This window comes from Mycobacterium sp. SVM_VP21, from assembly GCA_024758765.1.
In the GTDB taxonomy this organism is placed as follows: Bacteria; Actinomycetota; Actinomycetes; order Mycobacteriales; family Mycobacteriaceae; genus Mycobacterium; species Mycobacterium heraklionense_C.
This window is the reverse complement of sequence record CP101406.1, coordinates 1,354,955-1,374,142: the sequence shown is the minus strand read 5'-3', so window position 1 is coordinate 1,374,142 and position 19,188 is coordinate 1,354,955. Positions and strand designations below refer to the sequence as shown.

Sequence of the window (19,188 nt, the reverse complement as noted above, 5' to 3'; positions counted from 1 at the left end):
ACGATAAGGCCCCTCGGACGCGGGTTCCGGGGGGCCTTGTCGTGGTCGCCGCTCCTTTGCGGATGCGGTGTTGAAGCTGATCGGTTAGCCTAGCCGTTACTGAGAAATTCCGGTGTTTTCCTACACCGTTGTTCATCCGGAGGGGTAGCCATGTCAGCTCGTCGCCATCGCCTGGTGGGCGCCGTCGGTGCCGCGGGAGCGGTCCTGGCGCTGGGCGCGCCCGCCCCGGCCGCTCAGGCTGACTGGGACGACCTGTTCCAGCCCATCATCGACACGATCAGCTGGGTCGACCCGGGGCTGGCCGCCGACACCGACCCGGGTTCTGCACTGTCCTCGCTGGACACCCTGTTCAACGGCTGGTACCAGGACCTCATCTACACCCCGCTCCACAGCATCGCGCCGTGGGCGTTCGGTGACAGTCTGCCCGGCAGTGCCGTCGCGTACGGCCCGGACAGCACCAACCTCCCGGACAGCTTCACCGTCCCGGTGCACGTCAATCTCAACACCCAACCGGTGATCAATGTCTCGGTGGGCGGCGGCGCGCAGACCGAGGTGCTGGTCGACACCGGTGCAGCCGGTCTGGTCATCCCGATCTGGAACATCAACCCATTCGGCCTCACCGGCCTGCCCACCGGTTTCAACATCGGTCAGTTCGGCGGCAACCTGAATTACTTCTATCTGGAACTGCCCACCACGGTCACCTTCACCGGTGAGAACGGCGACACCGTCACCGCGGACACCACGGTGGATGCGGTGCTGTTCGCGTTCCCGGCGGACTTCAACCTCATGGGCCCGTGGTCTATCGAGAGCTACCTGGCCGGCTCGTCCACCGGGATCTTGGGCATCGGACCCAACGCGCTCGGACCCACTCCCGATCACATTCCGACCGCCGATCTGCCGGGCAATCTCGGTCACGGCGTGCTGATCGACCAGGCCGGCGGCAAATTGATCTTCGGGGACAACCCGTACGAGGGTGGCACCGTCATCCCCGGGGCGCCCTGGGCAGACCTGAAGGTGCAGCTCAATGACGGGCCGCTCACGAATGTCCGCGGGGTGATCGACTCCGGCGGGGTGTACGGCACCATGCCGTCCTCAGTGCTCGGCAACATCACGCCGACCGCCAACGGACACCTGCCCGAAGATACGGTCATCTCGGTCTACGCCAAGGACGGTACGACGCTGCTGTACCGCTACACGGTGGGCTCTGATCCAGGTGAGGTGCGCAGCCCGACCGTGACCAGCGGAAACAGCATGAACACCGGCAACTGGCTGTTCGGCGAGGAGCCGGTCTACATCAACTATGGCGTGCCCGGCGGGCAGACCATCATCGGTGGCACCCTCAAGTCGTGATGACATAGCGGCCGGGAGTCCGTCGAACGTTCCAAGAGATTTTTGGCCCTTTCTTGGCTAAATCCCCTGGTGTTCTGCGCCCCCGACTGGGTTAGCTGACCGCGTTGGTCGCGGCTTAGCGGATGCCCGTGACCTCATGCGGGGAGGTTTCGGAGATGGCAGCTGGTCGACGCATGCTCGGTGCGACCGCGGCGGTCGGGGCGTTTGTCGCGCTGGGCACACCCGCGCCGACGGCGCACGCCGATATCGATGATCTGTTCCAGCCCATCATCGACGCCCTCAGCGCGTTCGATCCCGGCACCGCTGCCGAGACTGACCCGGGCTTGGCTTTGGCCTCGTTGGACACCATGTTCGACGGCTGGTATCAGAACCTCGTCAATACCCCGATCAACGATCTCGAGCAGTGGATCTTCGGTGGGGCCGCCGACTCGAGCGTGGCCGGCAGTGCCGCCGCCAGCGGCGTCGATGCCGACATCCCGAGTACCTTTAGTGTTCCGCTGCAGGTCAACAGCGGCACCGAACCGGTGGTGAACGTCTCGGTGGGTGGCGGTCCGGAGTCGTCGGTGCTGGTCGACACCGGCTCGGCTGGTCTGGTCATGCCGATCTCGGACATCAACTGGTCCGGCATCGACTGGTCGGATCTCTCCGGGCTCCCCACAATCCAATATGGCGAGTACGGCAACTCGCTGGGCTATTTCTATACCGAGCTGCCCACCACGGTGGGCTTCACCGACTCCGCCGGGGACACTGTCACCAGCGGCACGACCGATGTCGATGCCGTCTTGTTCGCATTCCCGGTCAGCCTCACTTCCCTGCTCAATGGGGACTGGACTCTCAGTTCGTACCTCGGCGGCAACGCCGACGGCATTCTGGGCATTGGGGCGAATGCCGTCGGTCCGACTCCCGGCAGCATCCCGACCACTGCACTGCCGGGTGCTCTCGGCGACGGCGTCCTGATCGACCAGAAGGACGGCGCCCTGACGTTCGGTGCCGACCCGCTGACCGGCGGAGTCACGGTCGCCGGCTCGCCGAACCCGACGACGCCGCTGTACGTGTCGTTCGACGGCGGCAAGACGGCCACCGAGGTGAGCTCGGTGCTGGACTCCGGCGGGGTCTACGGAACCATCCCGGTCAGCCTGACCAACGGCAGTGCCGGGCAGGCCCTGGCCGCCGGCCAGCAGGTCAGCGTCTATTCCGGCGACCCCACGAACGGCGGCGCGCTGCTGTACGGCTACACGGTGAACTCGAGCTCGTCCAACAGCCCGACGATCGTTTCCGGCACCACGATGAACACCGGCAACTGGCTGTTCCAGCAGAACCAGGTGTACGTCTCGACGTCCGGCGACGGGTCCATGCACATCGTTCCGAACAACGTCGTGACGCCCTAGCGTCGCGGTGATACAGGGTTGTGACCTGAGGACATTCGTCGATCGCGGCCGAGAACAGATACGCTAGGCGCAATGGTCCCGCTCTGGTTCACGCTGTCCGCGCTCTGCTTTGTCGGCGCGGCGGTATTGCTGTACGTGGACATCGACCAGCGGCGCGGCCGCAGTCGGCGCCGTAAGTCCTGGGCCCGTTCGCATGGCTTCGACTTCGAGCCGGAATCCGCCGAGATCCTGCACCGCTGGAAGCGCGGCGTGATGTCGACCGTCGGCGAGGCGCCGGTGCGCAACGTCGTGCTCGGCCAGATCCGCGGCGAGGCCGTCTACATCTTTGACCTGGACGAAGTGGCGACGGTGATCGCCCTGCACCGCAAAGTCAGCACCAACGTCGTCGTCGATGTGCGGCTCAAGGGGCTCAAAGAGCCGCGGGAGAACGACATCTGGCTGCTCGGGGCGATCGGTCCGCGGATGGTGTACTCCACCAACCTCGATGCGGCACGGCGGGCCTGCGACCGGCGGATGGTCACGTTCGCTCACACCGCCCCGGACTGCGCCGAGATCATGTGGAACGAGGCGAACTGGACCCTGGTGAGCATGCCCATCACCAGCACCCGCGCCCAGTGGGACGAGGGCCTGCGCAGCGTTCGCCAATTCAACGACCTGCTTCGGGTGCTGCCGCCGAACCCGCGGCGCCAGCCCGCCGAAGCCGCGGCCGGTGCAACGGGCCGCCGCAACGGACAACCCAGCCGCCCGCTGGGCTCGTCGGGCGCCGCTGAGCCCGCGGACGAGAGCGAGGCCGAAAAGCTTCCATCGGCGTCGCGAGCAGCCGCGCCGGCACCGGGCAGCGCCTCCGCTGCTGCCGAGCCGCAGCAGCGCCGCCGGAGCAGCCGGGAAAGTTCCTCCGACGTGCTGCACGCGCCCGGCGGTCGCAACGGCCGGCAGACCGCGCACTATCAGCGCTGATATCCGACGACGGTCGACACCAGCGGCTCTCGGCTAGATTGCGTCGACCCGCAGCGCCCGACTTCGTCGCGCTCGCGATCGCCGCGGGCTAGATTGCGTCGACCCGCAGCGCCCGACTTCGTCGCGCTCGCGATCGCCGCGGGCTAGATTGCGTCGACCCGCAGCGCCCGACTTCGTCGCGCTCGCGATCGCCGCAGGCTTGATGGCGTCGACCCGCAGCGCCCGACTTCGTCGCGCTCGCGATCGCCGCTACGCTGACGGGCATGTCTCGCCCCGTTGCCGTGGTCACCGGGCCCACCTCGGGGTTGGGCGCCGGCTATGCCCGTCGCTACGCCGCCGATGGCTACGACTTGGTACTGGTCTCCCGCGACGTCGAACGACTGGAGGGGCTGGCAACCGAACTGCGGGGCAGCCACGGCGGTGCCGTCGAGGTGCTGCCCGCAGACCTGGCCGACGCCGCCGGCCGCGCCAAAGTTGTCGAGCGCCTTGGCGCCGGGGTGCGGGTGCTGGTCAACAACGCCGGGTTCGGCACGTCCGGGGAGTTCTGGACCGCCGACCCGGCGCTGCTGCAGTCGCAACTGGACGTCAATGTCACTGCGGTGATGCAGCTGACCCGCGCCGCGCTGCCCGCGATGGTCGAGGCGGGTGCCGGCACCGTCATCAACATCGCCAGCGTCGCCGGGCTGCTGTCGGGACGCGGTTCGACCTACTCGGCTTCCAAGGCCTGGGTGGTGTCGTTCACCGAAGGACTGGCCGGCGGCCTGCAGGGCACCGGCGTCGGCATCCACGTGGTCTGCCCGGGATACGTCCGCACCGAGTTCCACGAGCGCGCCGGAATCGACATGGCCACGTTGCCGTCCTTCATGTGGATGGAGGTCGACGACGTGGTCGCGGCCAGCCTGGCCGACATCGCCCGCGGCGAGGTGGTCAGCGTTCCGGGCCTGCAATACAAGACATTGGTAGGCGTCAGTCGACTGATTCCGCGCGGGCTTTCGCGCACGCTGACCAACACATTCGGGAGGGGCCGTGGCCGCACTTAACAATGACGAACGCGATGAGCTCGCCGCGCTGGTGCGCGAGCTGTCGGTGGTGCACGGCCGCGTGACGCTGTCTTCCGGGGCCGAAGCCGACTACTACGTCGACCTTCGCCGTTCCACATTGCACCATCGCGCCGGTGCGCTGATCGGGCGGTTGGTCCGCCAACTCACCGACGACTGGGACTACGTGGCCGTGGGCGGCCTAACGTTGGGTGCGGACCCGGTGGCGACCGCCGTCATGCACGCCCCGGGACGCCCGATCGACGCATTCGTGGTGCGAAAGTCGGTGAAAGCCCATGGCATGCAACGCCTTATCGAGGGGTTCGACGTGGCCGGCCAACCGGTTCTGGTGGTGGAGGACACCAGTACCACCGGTGGTTCGGCACTGACCGCGGTGCGCGCCGTGCGTGAGGCGGGCGGCAAGGTGGTCGGCGTGGCAACCGTGGTCGACCGTGCCACCGGCGCGGCCGAGGCCATCGAGGCCGAGGGCGTGCCGTATCGCAGTGTGCTCGGCCTGGCCGAGTTGGGCCTGGACTGAACTCCCCGAGGACCGTTGTGCGGAGTCTGATCGCGCTGATATCAGCGTTGGCCGTCGCCTGTGCCGCGGCCTGCTCGGGTTCCGGCGTGGCCGGCCCCTACGGTGCCCAGGGCGCGCCGATTGGTTCGGCGCTCACCATCTTGGGCTGGGAGATGACCCTGTCCAACCTGCGGTGGGAAGTCGATTACGCGCTGGTCGACGTCAAGGCCCAGGTCGCCGACGCCCCGAACGCCCCAGCTCCGCACGCCGCCGCCGGCGATCTGCGGTTCGGGGTGTACGGCACCCCGGCCCACCCGATCGAGGCGACCGGACTGGGCAGCTGCAAGACACTGGGGGAATTGGTGCCGTCGCCGCTGTCGGCCAAGGAAACCGATCGGTTGAACGGGACCGTCTGTTTGGGTCCGCTCAAAGAGCGCAGCGCGCTGCGCGGGCTGTATGTCTACTCGCCCGCCGACCGGATCAAAGACACGACGGTGGCCTACGCCGCGGCGTTCCCGGTGGGGCTGGCACCGGTCAATCCGGGCGACACCGGTCTGCAGCTCACCGCCCAAGGCGTGGCGGCCTACCGGGCCGACGGCGTGCCGCTGGCACCGGCGGCCCTCGGCGACCCGAAAGCGTTCACCGGCACCGGCTACATGGTGCTCAACCTGTCGGTCGACGCGGTCGCGACGCAGTACCGCGACGACGCGAAGGCCCGTGGCGGGCCGCTGATGTTGATCGCCGGACCGTCGACGCCGATGCCCGGGTTGGGTGCGGACTGCGTCGCGGCCGGATCCTCGGTGTTGATCCTGCCGGAGGCGTCACTGAACTCGGTGCACGTGCCGACCTCACTGTGCACGCACGGGGAGATCAACGCCGCGCTGCTGTATCCCTCGGTGTCGGTGGTGGGCACGCACGCCGCCGTGTGGACCACCTCGTGACCGACTCATCGGATCGTCCCGATTCATGCGGCGGTCCCAGCTTCGCCTCTCCTCCGTCGAGCCTCGCTGAACCGCCGGGCCCCACCGAGTGGTTCTCGCCCGCCAACGGCGTCGGCCCCTGGCAGGGACCACTGCCGAACGACTTCCATTACGATCCGGAGCTGCTGCGCGAGGGCGACCGTCGTAACGTCGTCGACGCCTACCGCTACTGGACCCGCGAGGCGATCGTCGCCGACATCGACCGCCGGCGGCACCGGCTGCACATCGCGATCGAGAACTTCGGGCACGACGCCAACATCGGCTCAGTGGTGCGCACCGCCAATGCGTTCGCCGTGCACACGGTGCACATCGTCGGCCGACGGCGATGGAATCGCCGCGGCGCCATGGTCACCGATCGCTACCAGCGACTGCTGCATCACGAAACTGCCTCGGAAATCTTGGATTTCGCCGCGCAGCAGGGGCTCGCGGTCGTCGCAGTGGACAACGTGGCCGGGGCGGTGCGCCTGGAGCAGACCGCGTTGCCGGTCGACTGTCTGCTGGTGTTCGGCAGCGAAGGCCTCGGCATCAGCGACGAAGCCCGTGCCGGCGCGGATCTGACGGTGTCCATCGCCCAGTTCGGTTCGACCCGCAGCATCAATGTCGGGGTGGCTGCCGGGATCGTGATGCACGCCTGGATCGCGCAGCACGGAGACTTCAGCCGCGCTTGGTGAACCGCGCATGGGCTCGATAGCGTCGGCCGGCCCGGAGTCGAGACTCAGGCAATACTTTGAATAACTATTGGTAATGCTTGGTTTCTACCGAGCATGGTGACGAGATTTCATCATGCCAAGCGCCTTCGGCCGACGCGCCTTTTGGCGGGGCCGCCGGTAAATCCCCAGGTTAAATGGTTCGAACGGGAAAAAATCCAGGGATTTCCCTGTATCGCCGTCTCTAAGCTTTGCCGTAGCGTTTCTCCGCACAGGTTTCTGCCAGAAATGAGGTTTGCTATGCAAGTACAGAAACGTCTCCGCCCCTACACGACCATGGGTGTTGCTTTGGTAGGTGCCAGCGCGATCATGGCTGCGCCAGGGGTGTCCCCCGGTGTGGCGCTGCGCGCCGTCACCGCCGACATCGCCCTGACCAGCTTGGGCTGGCCGGATGTCGAGGTCATGACTACCGACGGCTGGGTCACGTTCGACTCCGCTGCGGCGGCGCAGACCTATGCCGACGAAACGAGCGCGACGGCCCTGTCATACGGCCAAACGGCGGTCGAGTGGGCGGGCTGGCTCGATCCGGTCCTTTCCTTCGCCGGAATCTCGGGGATCGAGGACTGGGTGTCAGGCCGGTACGACCTGTTCAGCGAGATCCTCTCGCCCGGCTGGAATCCCTTGCCCTGGTTCGAGGACTACTTTTCGGCAATTTCCAATGATCCGGAGATTCTTTTCGGCCCGATGGCGGACTTCAACCTGGGCTGGCTATACGGCTTGTTGGGAATCTCGAGTGAGGATGGCAACCAGCTGGACAGCCTCTTGGAGCTGGCGTCGGGTTACTACGGAGGCATGCTCACGTGGGAGCTGATGGGGGTCTACGCGGTGGTACCGGGAGCGATCAATGCCGTGATCGACGGCACCATTACTCTCGAGGATCTCTTCCCCGAGCCGGGAAGTCAGCTGGATCTGCTCAGTTCCCTTGCCGGGGAATCGATGTTGAACTGGATGACCTCGACTGAGGCGACGCTGTCCACCTCAATCGAGAACGCGATGACCATCCTTGAGGGGGCGCCGGGTGTTCAGTGGATTCTGGACTTCGTCAGCCAGCTCGCTGGGGATACCGGGGTCGAGCTGCCGTTCTGACAGCTCAAGCCGTAGTGCCACGCGCAACTTGCCCGTGGATCCCCGAGTCCACGGGCAAGTTGCGCGTTCTGCTTATACGGCAAGATCTAGGGCCATGGACCCTATGGATCTCCTCTGGGCAAATCGTGCCGAAAGTGCCGAGGCCGCCGTCACCGCGCGACATCTCAAGTCGCTCTGGCATATCCCGGGCACCCAGCTCGGCGTTGTCGCCTGGCCACCGATCCGGCGCGCCCCGCACTGGCACTACTGGTGGCAGGCGCATCTGCTGGACTGCCTGGTCGACGCCCAGTTGCGCGACCCGCAGCCCGAACGGGCGACGGGTATCAAGCGGCAGATTCGCACCCACCGGCTGCGCAACGTGGGCCGCTGGACCAACGCCTACTACGACGACATGGCGTGGCTGGCCTTGGCGATTCAGCGGGCCTGCCTGGTCACCGGCCTCGACCGGCACCGCGCGCTGGACACCCTGACCCGGCAGCTGACCGACTCATGGATGCCGCAGGCCGGTGGCGGCATTCCCTGGCGGAAGGAGCGTGAGGACACCGAGCCGCCCTTCTTCAACGCCCCGGCCAACGGTCCGGCCGGGATCTTTCTGGCCCGTGAACCCGGGTGGCTTCAGCGCGCCCAGCAAATGGGCGACTGGATCGATGCCACCCTGATTGACCCGGACACCGACTTGGTGTTCGACGGCATCAGGGAGGGCTCGCTGGTGCGCGCCGAGTACACCTACTGCCAGGGCGTGGTGCTCGGGCTGGAGACTGAGTTGGCGGTGCGCACCGGGGAGCCGCGCCACGCCGCTCGGGTGCACCGGCTGGTGGCCGCGGTGAGCAAGCGGATGGCCCCGGGCGGGGTGATCAAGGGTGCCGGCGGTGGCGACGGCGGGCTGTTCGCCGGGATCACCGCCCGCTACCTGGCGCTGGTCGCCACCGCGTTGCCGGGGGACTCTGACGCCGACGCCGAAGCACGCGACACCGCCGGCAAGCTGGTGCTGTCGTCGGCGAAATCGGCATGGGACTACCGGCAAACGGTCAATGGGCTGCCGTTGTTCGGGGCGTTCTGGGACCAGGCCGCCGAGGTGCCCCGTGCCGACGGCGCGGTGGCCACTTCCATCGCCGGGGCGGTGCGGGAGTCCGAGATCCCCGAACGGGATCTGTCGGTGCAGCTGGGCGGGTGGATGCTGATGGAGGCCGCGCATAACGTCGCGGCCGCGGTGCCAGCCCGGTGACTCTGTGCTGAGGGCGGGGTCTACTTGGGATTCTGCGCCGTGAGCGCCGAGTCAGCGGTGGTGTTGGCGGGCGCTCCGCCGCCGCGGCGGCTGCGGTAGGCCTTCGCCGTGGCGAGGAATGCCGGGATCATCGACACGAACAGGATCACCAGGATGATCTTCTCCAGGTTCTCGTGGACGAACGGCACGTTGCCCAGGAAGTAGCCCAACGTGGTGACCCCCCCGCCCCACAGGATGCCGCCGACGATGTCGAACGCTAGGTACACCGGGTAGCGCATGTAGGACACGCCCGCGACCACCGGGACGAAGGTGCGGACGAACGGCGCGAACCGGGCCAGGATGATCGCCCACGGCCCGTACTTCTCGAAGAACGCGTGCGACTCGGTGACGTAGTGCTTCTTGAAGAAGCGGGAATCTTCCTTCTTGAACAGTGCCGGCCCGATCCGCCGGCCGATGAAGTAGCCGCACTGATCGCCCAACACCGCCACGACGGCGACCGCGGGCGCCAAGATCCAGATGTCGGGGGCTAGCCCCTTGGCGGCCAGCAGGCCACCGGTGAACAGCAGTGATTCGCCCGGCAGCAGCGGGAACAGCAGGCCGGTCTCGATGAAGACCACCACCAGGATGGCCGGCAGTACGGCGCCGTGGAAGATGCCCCCGGCACCCAGCCAATACATCGGGTCCAGCAGGCCCGGCATCGCGACCGCGGTGGTGCTCATGACGCACCAACATACCGGGGGCCACCGGTGAAACCGCCCCTGCGATACTCGATGGCAGTTTCGGTCAGCTCAGAGGAGAGATTTCCCATGCCCATCGCCACCCCCGAGATCTACGCCGAGATGCTGGGCCGCGCCAAGGAGAACGCGTACGCGTTCCCGGCGATCAACTGCACGTCGTCGGAGACCATCAACGCGGCGATCAAGGGTTTCGCGGACGCGGGCAGTGACGGCATCATCCAGTTTTCCACCGGCGGCGCCGAATTCGGCTCCGGACTGGGCGTCAAGGACATGGTGACCGGCGCGGTGGCGCTGGCCGAGTTCACCCACGTGATCGCGGCCCGCTACCCGGTCAACGTGGCCCTGCACACCGACCACTGCCCGAAGGACAAGCTGGACGGGTTCGTGCGGCCGCTGCTGGCGATCTCCGCGGAGCGCGTCAAGGCCGGTGAAAACCCGCTGTTCCAGTCGCACATGTGGGACGGCTCGGCGGTGCCGATCGACGAGAACCTGGACATCGCCGCTGAACTGCTCAGTGCTGCTGTCCGCTCAAAGATCATCCTTGAGGTCGAGATCGGTGTGGTCGGCGGTGAAGAGGACGGCGTGGAAGCCGAGATCAACGAGAAGCTCTACACCTCGCCCGAAGACTTCGAGAAGACTGTCGCCGCCCTGGGCGCCGGCGAGAAGGGGCAGTACCTGCTGGCCGCCACCTTCGGCAACGTGCACGGCGTCTACAAGCCGGGCAACGTCAAGCTGCGCCCGGACATCCTGGCCGAGGGCCAGAAGGTGGCGTCGGCCAAGCTGGGCCTGGCCGACGGCTCCAAGCCGTTCGACTTCGTCTTCCACGGCGGCTCGGGCTCGCTGAAGTCCGAGATCGAGGAGGCGCTGCGCTACGGCGTGGTGAAGATGAACGTCGACACCGACACCCAGTACGCGTTCACCCGTCCGATCGCCGGGCACATGTTCAGCAACTACGACGGTGTGCTCAAGGTTGACGGCGAGGTCGGCAACAAGAAGGTCTACGACCCGCGCAGCTACCTCAAGAAGGCCGAAGCCGCCATGACCGAGCGGGTCATCGAGGCCTGCAATGACCTCCACAGCGCCGGTAAGAGCCTGAGCAGCTGACCGGCCTCAGCGCCGAGCAGACAGAGAATCGCCCAAGTCCCACGGTATTTGGGCGATTCTCTGTCTGCTCGCGGGGAACGCTAGCTGCCGTGCGACTGGCAGATCTTCCACTGGTCGTCGCGGAACTGCAGGTCGAAGCTGCGGGTTGAGCGGACCCGCGGCTCGTAGGCCATGAACGCGGTGACGTTGGCTTCGGCCTGCCCCTCGTTGACCACCACCTCGTCGATGCTGGCGACAACCGGGTACTGCTTGGCCGCCGCAATGCGCTGGTAGGTGTCGTCCCAGGCCTTTTGGTCGTAGTTGACGTAGCGGTCGCGGATGTCGCCGCAGGTAAGGCTGCGCAGTGCCGCCAGATCACCGTTCTGCATGGCGATGTCGAAGTTTTGGATGGTGGCCCGCACATGCTCTTCCTGCGAGGCGGCCTGCCGAGTGTCGCGGGTCAGCCACAGGGTGCCCAGCACCGCGATGGCCGCGAGCGCCAAGATGATCAGGATCACCGCCATCACCCAGCCCCAGCTGCGGGACACGGTAGACGGCAGTTTGCCGCCTACTCGAGCCGGGATCTGTTGCGGTATCGCCTTTCCCGTCTCATCGCTCTGCTGAGCGATCAGTTCGGTGTCCGCATCGCCCACCGACGGGATGACCTCGGTGTGCCCGGCGTCGAATCCGGGTGCGGTGAAGCGGCGTTCCGGTGATCCGTCGGGCCCGGGTTCCTTGGGCGTGGCCTCGGTGGTGATCACCTCGGTGACGGCGTCGGCTTCTGCCGGTGTCTCCGCCAGGATGGCCGTCGCGGACTCGTCGTCCGCCGAGGCGACAGGCTGGGTCTCGGTGACCTGATCGTCACCGTCGGGCTGTTCGGGGGGAGTGGCCGCGATGCCTTCGGTCGACTCGGTGTTGTCCGGTTCCGGTGGGTTTGGCATGAGTGGCTGATCCTCCAATGTCCGCCGGCTGTTTCGGATCGGCTGCCGCTAGTTTACTGAGCGAGGCGCCGGCTTGCTGGAGTGGCTGGCCATGGACGGCACGGCAGAATGGACGATGTGACTCTCACCGGTGATCTCCTCAGGCCCGATCCGATCTTGCTGCCCGGCGACCCCGACGCCGAGGCCGCTCTGCGGGCCAACCAGGACCCCACGACTGTCGCGGCGGCGCATCCGGCAGCCTCGGTGGCGTGGGCGGCGCTGGCCGAAGCGGCATTGGCCGAGGGCAAGGCGGTCACCGCCTACGCCTACGCGCGCACCGGCTACCACCGGGGCCTGGACCAGCTGCGCCGCAACGGGTGGAAGGGCTACGGCCCGGTGCCGTACGCGCATGAACCCAACCGGGGTTTCTTGCGCTGCGTGGCCGCGCTGGCGCGTGCCGCCACCAGCATCGGGGAGACCGACGAGCAGGCCCGCTGCCTGGCCTTGCTCGACGATTGCGACCCCGGCGCCCGCACTGCGCTGGGGCTGAGCTGACCCACGGCGTGCCCTAGGGCATCAGCATCCGAGTGGGCAACGACCACCCTGCCCGGCAGGTTCCACCTGCACGGTGGCGTGGGTCAACCCGCGAGCGGCCAGCACGGCCCGTGCGTCGGCCAATACGCGGCCGGCGTCGGCGCTGGTGCCCAGGTGGGCGGTGGCCATGTCCTGGCCCGGCACCAACGTCCAGACGTGCAGGTCGTGCACGTCGGTAACGCCGTCGACGGCGGCGAGTGCGGCGCGCAGTTCGGCGACGTCGATGTGGCTGGGGGAGGCCTCTGACAGGATCCGCAGGGCCGCCCCGGCCAGCGCGAACGCGCGTGGCAGCACCCACAGCGCGACGAAGACGGCGACCACCACGTCGGCGTAGGGCCATCCGGTGGTGATGGTGACCACGCCAGCGATCAGCACGCCCACGCTGCCGACGGTGTCGGCGATTACCTCCATGTAGGCGCCGCGCACCGCGAGACTCTCGGTCGAGTGCGATCGCAACAGCATCGCGACGCCGATGTTGACGGTCAGGCCGGCGAGGGCGACCACGATCATCGGCACCCCGGGCACGTCCGGAGCAGTGCCGATGCGGCGGATCGCCTCGGTGAGGATGAAGGTCGCCACCCCGATCAACAGCACCGCGTTGGCGACCGCGGTGAACACCTCGGCGCGATGCCAGCCGTAGGTGCGCGACGGTGACGTGCTGCCGCGCCGGGCCAACATCACCGCCGCCACCCCCATGAATAGGGCCGCCAGATCGGTCAGAAGATGTCCTGCGTCGGCCAGTAGCGCCATCGAGTTGATGGTGATCGCCGTGGTCAGTTCGATGACGAAGAACGCGCTCAGGATGGCGGCGCCGACGACCATGCGAGACAGTCGGGAGTCGGTGTGACGGTGATCGTGACCGGCGCCCATGGGAGGTGAATATAGGCGGGCTAGCCCGATACCGGGCGTGAAGTTCGGTTCACGCCCGGCGCGGCACTTTAGAACCAGGCGCTCCAGAACTGCGTCAGGCTCAAACCCCACGACACCAGCAGACGCGGCACATCGAACAGGTCGAAGAACCACAACACCAGCGAGAAGAACTTTTGATTCAGCATCGGCGACGCCAGCAGCAACATCAGCAGCACCAGCAGGCCCCACTGCTGGAACGGCGCCACGGCGCGTCGGGTCGCCGGACTCAGGTGGGGTTCCAGCGCGCCATAGCCGTCGAGGCCCGGCACCGGAAGCAGGTTCAGCAGCACTGCGGTCAACTCCAGGAAACCCAGGAACGCCACCCCGGACCAGAACACCGGGTGGGCGGGGTCGTAGAGGGTGTGGGTGGCGCCCAGCAGCAACACGGCCAGCACCAGGTTGGCGGCCGGGCCCGCCAGGCTCACCAGGGTGCGGCGCCGCGGCGTCATGAACGATGTCTGCACATAGACCGCTCCGCCCGGCAGCCCGATGCCGCCCAGCACGATGAACAGCATCGGCAGCACCAGGGACAGGCCCGGATGGGTGTAGCGCAGCGGGTTGAGCGTCAGATAGCCGCGCATCTCGGCACCGTGGTCACCGAACCGCCACGCGGTGTAGGCGTGACCGAACTCGTGCAGACACAGCGAGACCAGCCACCCGGCGATGACGAACACGAACACCCCGGCGTAGGCGAGCGGCCGGATCTCTTCACCGGCCTGCCACGCCAGTGCACCGCCCAGGGCGGTCACGGCCACCAAGGCGAGGAAGACCGGGCTGGGCCGTACCGCCTGCCCGCGCAGGGGATGCACGTTCACCGCACGAACCTATCCACTGTGCTGACGGTCCGCTTCCCCAGCGGTCCTCCGGCCCGCGTCGTCATCGGATGAGCAGCCAATCCTCGATGTGCCGATAGAAGGTGGACCGCTTCACCGTTCGGCTGCTGTAGACGCCGTCGCGCACCACCAGCGCGCCGGTGGTGCCCAGCTGGACCGCGCGGCCCGCCACCCAGCGTCGTACCCGGCCGCGCCGGTCCGGGATACCGGCGCGCACGCCCGGTGCGGTGCCCATCGGCTCGATCAGCACCTCGACCACATTTCCGTCGAACAGGGCGGCGTCGTCGACGATTCCCTCACCGTGCAGCACCGCAGCGCCGTCCACCGGCAGCCACCGGCCGACACCCACCAGGGCGGTGCCGGCGTCGTCGCGGACCAGCGGCACCGGACGAGCGGTGCCCCGCCGTGCCCGGCGCGCTGCCCGCCATCCCGCCGGCAGCCGGTAGGCCGCGGTGGCCGGTGTGCGCCGTTGCGGCGCGTAACCGACTTCGACGTCGAGCCGGTCGGTGCGCAACAGCCGGGTCACTATTCGCGCCAGGTCAGCGTCGGCGCCGACGACCACCAAGCGGCGGTACCGAGCGACTGCGGCGTCCAAAGCGTTCACGTCATCGGTGCTCGTATCGTCGCCGAGATGCACTGTTGGCAGTCCTCGCAAAGGGCGAGGCAGCGGCCGTCCGGCAAACAGCAAGACGGCGGTTTCGGGCGGCATCTTCAGGCTGTCCGTGCCGTTAGTGGCGTTCAACACGCTCCTTGTGAATCTCTTCAGATAGGCTCAGTCACCGGCTGGACCACAGTAAGCCAAGACAGTTAGCGAGAATTCCATGCCGGCAATCGTCGTCATCGGCGCCCAGTGGGGCGACGAGGGCAAAGGTAAAGCGACCGACCTACTCGGCGAACGAGTTCAGTGGGTGGTGCGCTACCAGGGTGGCAACAACGCCGGCCACACGGTGGTTCTACCCACCGGGGAGAACTTCGCGTTGCACCTGATCCCGTCGGGGGTCCTATCGCCGCATGTCACCAACGTCATCGGCAACGGTGTGGTGGTCGATCCGGGGGTGCTGCTCGACGAGCTGGCGGGCCTGGAACGCCGTGACGTGGACACCTCGCGGCTGCTGATCTCCGCCGACGCGCACCTGCTGATGCCTTATCACGTCGCCATCGACAAGGTGACCGAGCGCTATATGGGCAGCAAGAAGATCGGCACCACCGGACGCGGCATCGGGCCCTGCTACCAGGACAAGATCGCCCGGATCGGGATCCGGGTCGCCGACGTGCTCGACCATGACTCGCTGGCCCAGAAGATCGAGGCCGCCCTGGACTTCAAGAACCAGGTGCTGGTCAAGATCTACAACCGCAAGGCCCTGGAGCCGCAACAGGTTCTCGAAGATCTGCTGGAGCAGGCCGAGGGCTTCAAGCACCGCATCGCCGACACCGGGCTGCTGCTGGGTGCTGCGCTGGACCGCGGTGAGAACGTGCTGCTGGAAGGCTCGCAGGGCACCCTGCTCGACGTCGACCACGGCACCTACCCGTACGTGACGTCGAGCAACCCGACCGCGGGCGGCGCGGCCGTGGGCTCCGGTGTCGGTCCGACCCGCATCACCACGGTGCTGGGCATCCTGAAGGCCTACACCACCCGGGTCGGTTCGGGGCCGTTCCCCACCGAACTGTTCGACGCCAACGGCGAGTACCTGTCCAAGACCGGCGGCGAGGTCGGGGTGACCACCGGGCGCCAGCGGCGGTGCGGCTGGTTCGACGCGGTGATCGCCCGCTACGCCACCCGGGTCAACGGCATCACCGACTACTTCCTGACCAAGCTCGACGTGCTCTCCAGTCTGGAGACCGTGCCGGTCTGCGTCGGCTACACCGTCGACGGCAAACGCACCGACGAGTTGCCGATGACCCAGGAAGAGTTCGCCCGTGCCGAGCCGGTCTACGAGGAACTGCCGGGCTGGTGGGAGGACATCTCAGGCGCCCGCACGTTCGAGGAGCTGCCGGCCAACGCCCGCGACTACGTCTCGCGGTTGGAAGAGATCGCCGGCGCGCAGGTCTCGTGCATCGGCGTCGGCCCCGGACGGGAGCAGACCATTGTGCGACGCGACGTCGTGAGGGGCGGCGCGTGAGCGAGGAAACGCCGGAGGCCGTCGATCCCGACTACGCCAGCCATGGTGGATTCCCGGACTACGCGGTCGTCGACCCGAGCCCGGGCTTCGCGCGGTTCGTCACCACCATGCGGCGCTTGCAGGACCTGGCGGTGTCGACCGACCCCGACGACGCCACCTGGGACGACGCCGCCGATCGCGTCGAAGCGCTGGTGGGGTTGCTGGAGAAGTTCCCGGCGTCGCAGGCTGTCGCCCCGGCCGGGCGGGCGCCGTCACTGCCGGGCATGGGCAGTCTGCTGCTACCGCCGTGGCGGGTCAGCCGGTTCGAGCCCGACGGCGTCTCGATGACCGGGTCGTTCAGCCGGTTCCATGTGGGCGGCAACTCCGCGGTGCACGGCGGAGTGTTGCCGCTGCTGTTCGACTGGATGTTCGGGATGGTGGTGCATGCGGCGAACCGCCCGATCAGTCGCACGGCGTTCCTGCACGTCGACTACCGCAAGGTCACCCCGATCGACACCCCGCTGCTGGTGCATGCCCGGATCGAGAGGGCCGAGGGGCGTAAGGCGTTCATCGGCGCCGAACTCACCGACACCGACGGCACCGTGTTGGCCGAGGCGCAGGGCCTGATGGTGCGGCTGCTGCCGGGGCAGCCCTAACTGCTGGGGCGCGGGCCCTTGATCGTCATCGACGCGAACAGGGCCAGAAATGACGCGGCTGGCACGGTGTTGGCGATGCTGTCGCGGACCCGGACGTGCGCGCCGACCGCCAGCACGAAATACAGCGTCAATGCCGCGGTGGTCAGCCGTGCCAATCCAGGAAACCGCTGCGCCGACAACAGGCCTATTGCCGAGGCGACTTTGACGATCGGCAGGACCGGCCTGATCTCTTGCGGGACCTGCACGGTGTCGAGGGCTTTGGCGATGTAGGGCACAGGGATGGCGCACAACACCGCGTCGGCGGCCTGGAAGGCGGCCAGCCCCGTATAGGTCTTCGGTGACGTCAGCACACTCATGGGACCGACTCTAATTTCTTTCGGCGAGCAGACGCAGAATCGCGTCTCCGTGCGAGTTTCTGTGCGATTCTGCGTCTGCTCGGCGGGGAGGTCGGCTCGGCGGGGAGAACGCGACCTAATCCAGATTCAGCGTCGCCTCTTCCAGATCGAGCCGGTGTAGCACCGCCCGCAGCACCTGGTCGTCGATGCGGCCGATGTCACGTTCATGGATCAGCGCCGCCCGCTCGGCGGCCAGCATCTCCAGCCGAAGCCGGCGAAACGCCGCGGCGGTCGTCTCGTCGCTGTCGTCGTGGGCGGGGTCAAAGCGGCGCAGCCGTTCCCGGGCCGCATTGCGCCGCCGGGTGTTCAGGCCGCGCAAAGCGTCGGCGGCGCGCTCGCTGGCCGGTGACGGCTCCGTCGAGGCGAGGACTTCGTCGAGCCGCTGGGCAGCGGCCAGCGCCGCCTTGTCTTGCGCGGCGGCCGCGGCGATCGCATCGGCGTGGTCCTGGTTGGTGGGCACGCCCAGCCGGCGGATCACCCAGGGCAGCGTGAGCCCGTGCAGCAGCAGGGTTCCGACCACCACCACGAAGGTCAAGAACACCAGCTGCGGACGCCCCGGGAACGGTTCCCCGGACAGTGTCGTGCGCGGCACACCGAACGCGGCCGCCAGCGACACCACACCGCGCATACCGGCCCAAGCCAGCACGAAAACCTGACCCGGGGTCGGCGCGGCTTCCCGTTGCCGGACCTTCTCCGACAGGATTCGGGGCGCGTAGGCGAAGGTCACCACCCACACCGCTCGCACCGCCAGCAGCGTTCCGAACACCGCCAACGATGCCACGATCAACGTCGAGAAACGCACACCATGCAGGTTCGCCACCACGGCGGGTAGCTGCAGCCCGATCAGCAGAAACGCCAGTGACTCCAGCACCAGTTGCACGGCGCGCCAGACGGCCTGGTCCTGCAGCCGGGTGGCGTAGTGGGCGCGGGTGAAGCGCTGCCCGAGGATCAGCGCGGCAACCACCACCGCGAGCACCCCGGAACCGTGGATCTCCTCGGCCGCCAGATAGATCACGAACGGGGCCAGCAGCCCGACCGCGCTTTCCACCACCGGATCGGTCAGTCGGGCCCGGATCACCACGATGACGGCGCCGAACGCCACCCCGACCGCCACGCCGCCGACGGCGGCCAGCGCGAAGGTCAGCAGGCCCGTGCCCCAGCCGGTGGCCACGCCGATCGCCGCGGCCAGCGACACCTTGTAGACGGTCAGCGCGGTCGCATCGTTGAGCAGGCTCTCGCCGCCCAGCAGCGTCATGATCGGACGCGGCAACCCGACGCGGCGGCCGACGGCAGTCGCCGACACCGCGTCCGGCGGCGCCACGATCGCGCCCAGGGTCAGCGCCGCCGCCAGGGTCAGCTCCGGCACGGTGTAGTAAGCGACCACTCCGACGGCGACGGTGGTGGCCAGCGGCAGTCCGACGGCCAACAGGATGATTCCGCGCCGGTTGCGGCGCATGCTTATCACGGAGCTTTCCAAACCGGCCGACCACAGCAAGGGCGGCAGGATCACGAACAGCACCAGTTCGGGCCGCAGGACGATCTCCGGTACCGCCGGGATCAGTCCGACCAGCAGGCCGGTAATCACCAATACCAGGGGCGCGGACAGTCTGCGATGCCGCGCGATGGCCGCGACCAGCACCGCGGCCACCAGAGGACCTAACAGTGCGGCGTTCACCGTCGCTGCACCCCCATCCGCATTCCCCCTATCCTGGAGC

20 protein-coding genes are annotated in these 19,188 nt (G+C 67.7%); 13 read left to right on the top strand and 7 right to left on the bottom strand.

The window, feature by feature from the left end; translation table 11 throughout:
- Window positions 1-150 precede the first annotated feature (150 nt).
- The 9 genes from NM962_06610 (at window position 151) to NM962_06570 (ending at window position 9,247) form a co-directional block, all read left to right on the top strand.
- A complete protein-coding gene (locus NM962_06610) occupies window positions 151-1,350 on the top strand; it encodes a PecA family PE domain-processing aspartic protease (protein ID UVO13748.1) in 1,200 nt (399 codons plus the stop codon).
- Between the two features lie 155 nt (window positions 1,351-1,505).
- Entirely contained in the window at window positions 1,506-2,738 is a 1,233-nt protein-coding gene (locus tag NM962_06605; GenBank protein ID UVO13747.1) for a PecA family PE domain-processing aspartic protease, read from the top strand.
- A 72-nt stretch (window positions 2,739-2,810) separates the two neighbouring features.
- Window positions 2,811-3,695 (top strand): hypothetical protein, encoded by an 885-nt coding sequence (locus NM962_06600; protein ID UVO13746.1) that lies wholly within the window; start codon window positions 2,811-2,813, stop codon window positions 3,693-3,695.
- Between the two features lie 263 nt (window positions 3,696-3,958).
- Window positions 3,959-4,735 (top strand): SDR family oxidoreductase, encoded by a 777-nt coding sequence (locus NM962_06595; GenBank protein ID UVO13745.1) that lies wholly within the window; start codon window positions 3,959-3,961, stop codon window positions 4,733-4,735.
- On the top strand, window positions 4,722-5,270 hold the full coding sequence (pyrE, locus tag NM962_06590; protein UVO13744.1) for an orotate phosphoribosyltransferase: 549 nt from the start codon (window positions 4,722-4,724) through the stop codon (window positions 5,268-5,270). The genes NM962_06595 and pyrE overlap by 14 nt, the downstream gene beginning before the upstream one ends.
- A 17-nt stretch (window positions 5,271-5,287) precedes the next feature.
- Window positions 5,288-6,190, top strand: a complete 903-nt coding sequence (locus NM962_06585) for a hypothetical protein (GenBank protein ID UVO13743.1) — start codon at window positions 5,288-5,290, stop codon at window positions 6,188-6,190.
- The gene (locus NM962_06580; protein ID UVO13742.1) at window positions 6,187-6,900 is read left to right on the top strand and encodes an RNA methyltransferase; all 714 of its coding nucleotides are present in this window, start codon (window positions 6,187-6,189) and stop codon (window positions 6,898-6,900) included. Before NM962_06585 ends, NM962_06580 begins: the two co-directional genes overlap by 4 nt.
- A 372-nt stretch (window positions 6,901-7,272) precedes the next feature.
- Complete coding sequence (locus tag NM962_06575; protein UVO13741.1) at window positions 7,273-8,022, top strand: hypothetical protein; 750 nt, start codon at window positions 7,273-7,275, stop codon at window positions 8,020-8,022.
- A gap of 103 nt (window positions 8,023-8,125) precedes the next feature.
- On the top strand, window positions 8,126-9,247 hold the full coding sequence (locus NM962_06570) for a fructose-bisphosphate aldolase (protein ID UVO14582.1): 1,122 nt from the start codon (window positions 8,126-8,128) through the stop codon (window positions 9,245-9,247).
- Window positions 9,248-9,267: 20 nt separating this feature from the next.
- On the opposite strand, the gene NM962_06565 is transcribed toward NM962_06570, so the two are convergent.
- Entirely contained in the window at window positions 9,268-9,966 is a 699-nt protein-coding gene (locus tag NM962_06565; GenBank protein ID UVO13740.1) for a DedA family protein, read from the bottom strand.
- A gap of 87 nt (window positions 9,967-10,053) precedes the next feature.
- Between NM962_06565 and fbaA the strand changes: the two genes are divergently transcribed.
- The gene (gene fbaA, locus NM962_06560) at window positions 10,054-11,088 is read left to right on the top strand and encodes a class II fructose-bisphosphate aldolase (GenBank protein ID UVO13739.1); all 1,035 of its coding nucleotides are present in this window, start codon (window positions 10,054-10,056) and stop codon (window positions 11,086-11,088) included.
- Between the two features lie 80 nt (window positions 11,089-11,168).
- On the opposite strand, the gene NM962_06555 is transcribed toward fbaA, so the two are convergent.
- On the bottom strand, window positions 11,169-12,008 hold the full coding sequence (locus NM962_06555; GenBank protein ID UVO13738.1) for a hypothetical protein: 840 nt from the start codon (window positions 12,006-12,008) through the stop codon (window positions 11,169-11,171).
- Between the two features lie 117 nt (window positions 12,009-12,125).
- Between NM962_06555 and NM962_06550 the strand changes: the two genes are divergently transcribed.
- A complete protein-coding gene (locus NM962_06550) occupies window positions 12,126-12,542 on the top strand; it encodes a DUF3151 domain-containing protein (protein UVO13737.1) in 417 nt (138 codons plus the stop codon).
- A gap of 21 nt (window positions 12,543-12,563) precedes the next feature.
- Here NM962_06550 and NM962_06545 read toward each other — a convergent pair whose 3' ends face one another.
- The 3 genes from NM962_06545 to NM962_06535 all read right to left on the bottom strand — a co-directional run bounded on the left by NM962_06545 (window position 12,564) and on the right by NM962_06535 (window position 15,032).
- The gene (locus NM962_06545; GenBank protein ID UVO13736.1) at window positions 12,564-13,451 is read right to left on the bottom strand and encodes a cation diffusion facilitator family transporter; all 888 of its coding nucleotides are present in this window, start codon (window positions 13,449-13,451) and stop codon (window positions 12,564-12,566) included.
- 68 nt (window positions 13,452-13,519) lie between these two features.
- On the bottom strand, window positions 13,520-14,305 hold the full coding sequence (locus tag NM962_06540; protein UVO13735.1) for a site-2 protease family protein: 786 nt from the start codon (window positions 14,303-14,305) through the stop codon (window positions 13,520-13,522).
- Window positions 14,306-14,366: 61 nt separating this feature from the next.
- Window positions 14,367-15,032, bottom strand: coding sequence for a peptidase M50 (locus NM962_06535; protein ID UVO14581.1), 666 nt, complete (start codon window positions 15,030-15,032; stop codon window positions 14,367-14,369).
- Between the two features lie 112 nt (window positions 15,033-15,144).
- On the opposite strand from NM962_06535, the gene NM962_06530 reads away from it, so the two are divergent.
- Together NM962_06530 and NM962_06525 are read left to right on the top strand one after the other, a co-directional pair.
- A complete protein-coding gene (locus tag NM962_06530; GenBank protein UVO13734.1) occupies window positions 15,145-16,443 on the top strand; it encodes an adenylosuccinate synthase in 1,299 nt (432 codons plus the stop codon).
- Window positions 16,440-17,078, top strand: coding sequence for a PaaI family thioesterase (locus tag NM962_06525; GenBank protein UVO13733.1), 639 nt, complete (start codon window positions 16,440-16,442; stop codon window positions 17,076-17,078). The genes NM962_06530 and NM962_06525 overlap by 4 nt, the downstream gene beginning before the upstream one ends.
- On the opposite strand, the gene NM962_06520 is transcribed toward NM962_06525, so the two are convergent.
- Both NM962_06520 and NM962_06515 read right to left on the bottom strand, forming a co-directional pair.
- Window positions 17,075-17,434: a DoxX family protein gene (locus NM962_06520; GenBank protein ID UVO13732.1), complete on the bottom strand. Its 360-nt coding sequence runs from the start codon at window positions 17,432-17,434 to the stop codon at window positions 17,075-17,077. The genes NM962_06525 and NM962_06520 overlap by 4 nt on opposite strands.
- A gap of 115 nt (window positions 17,435-17,549) precedes the next feature.
- The gene (locus tag NM962_06515; protein UVO13731.1) at window positions 17,550-19,148 is read right to left on the bottom strand and encodes a Na+/H+ antiporter; all 1,599 of its coding nucleotides are present in this window, start codon (window positions 19,146-19,148) and stop codon (window positions 17,550-17,552) included.
- Between the last annotated feature and the right edge of the window lie 40 nt (window positions 19,149-19,188).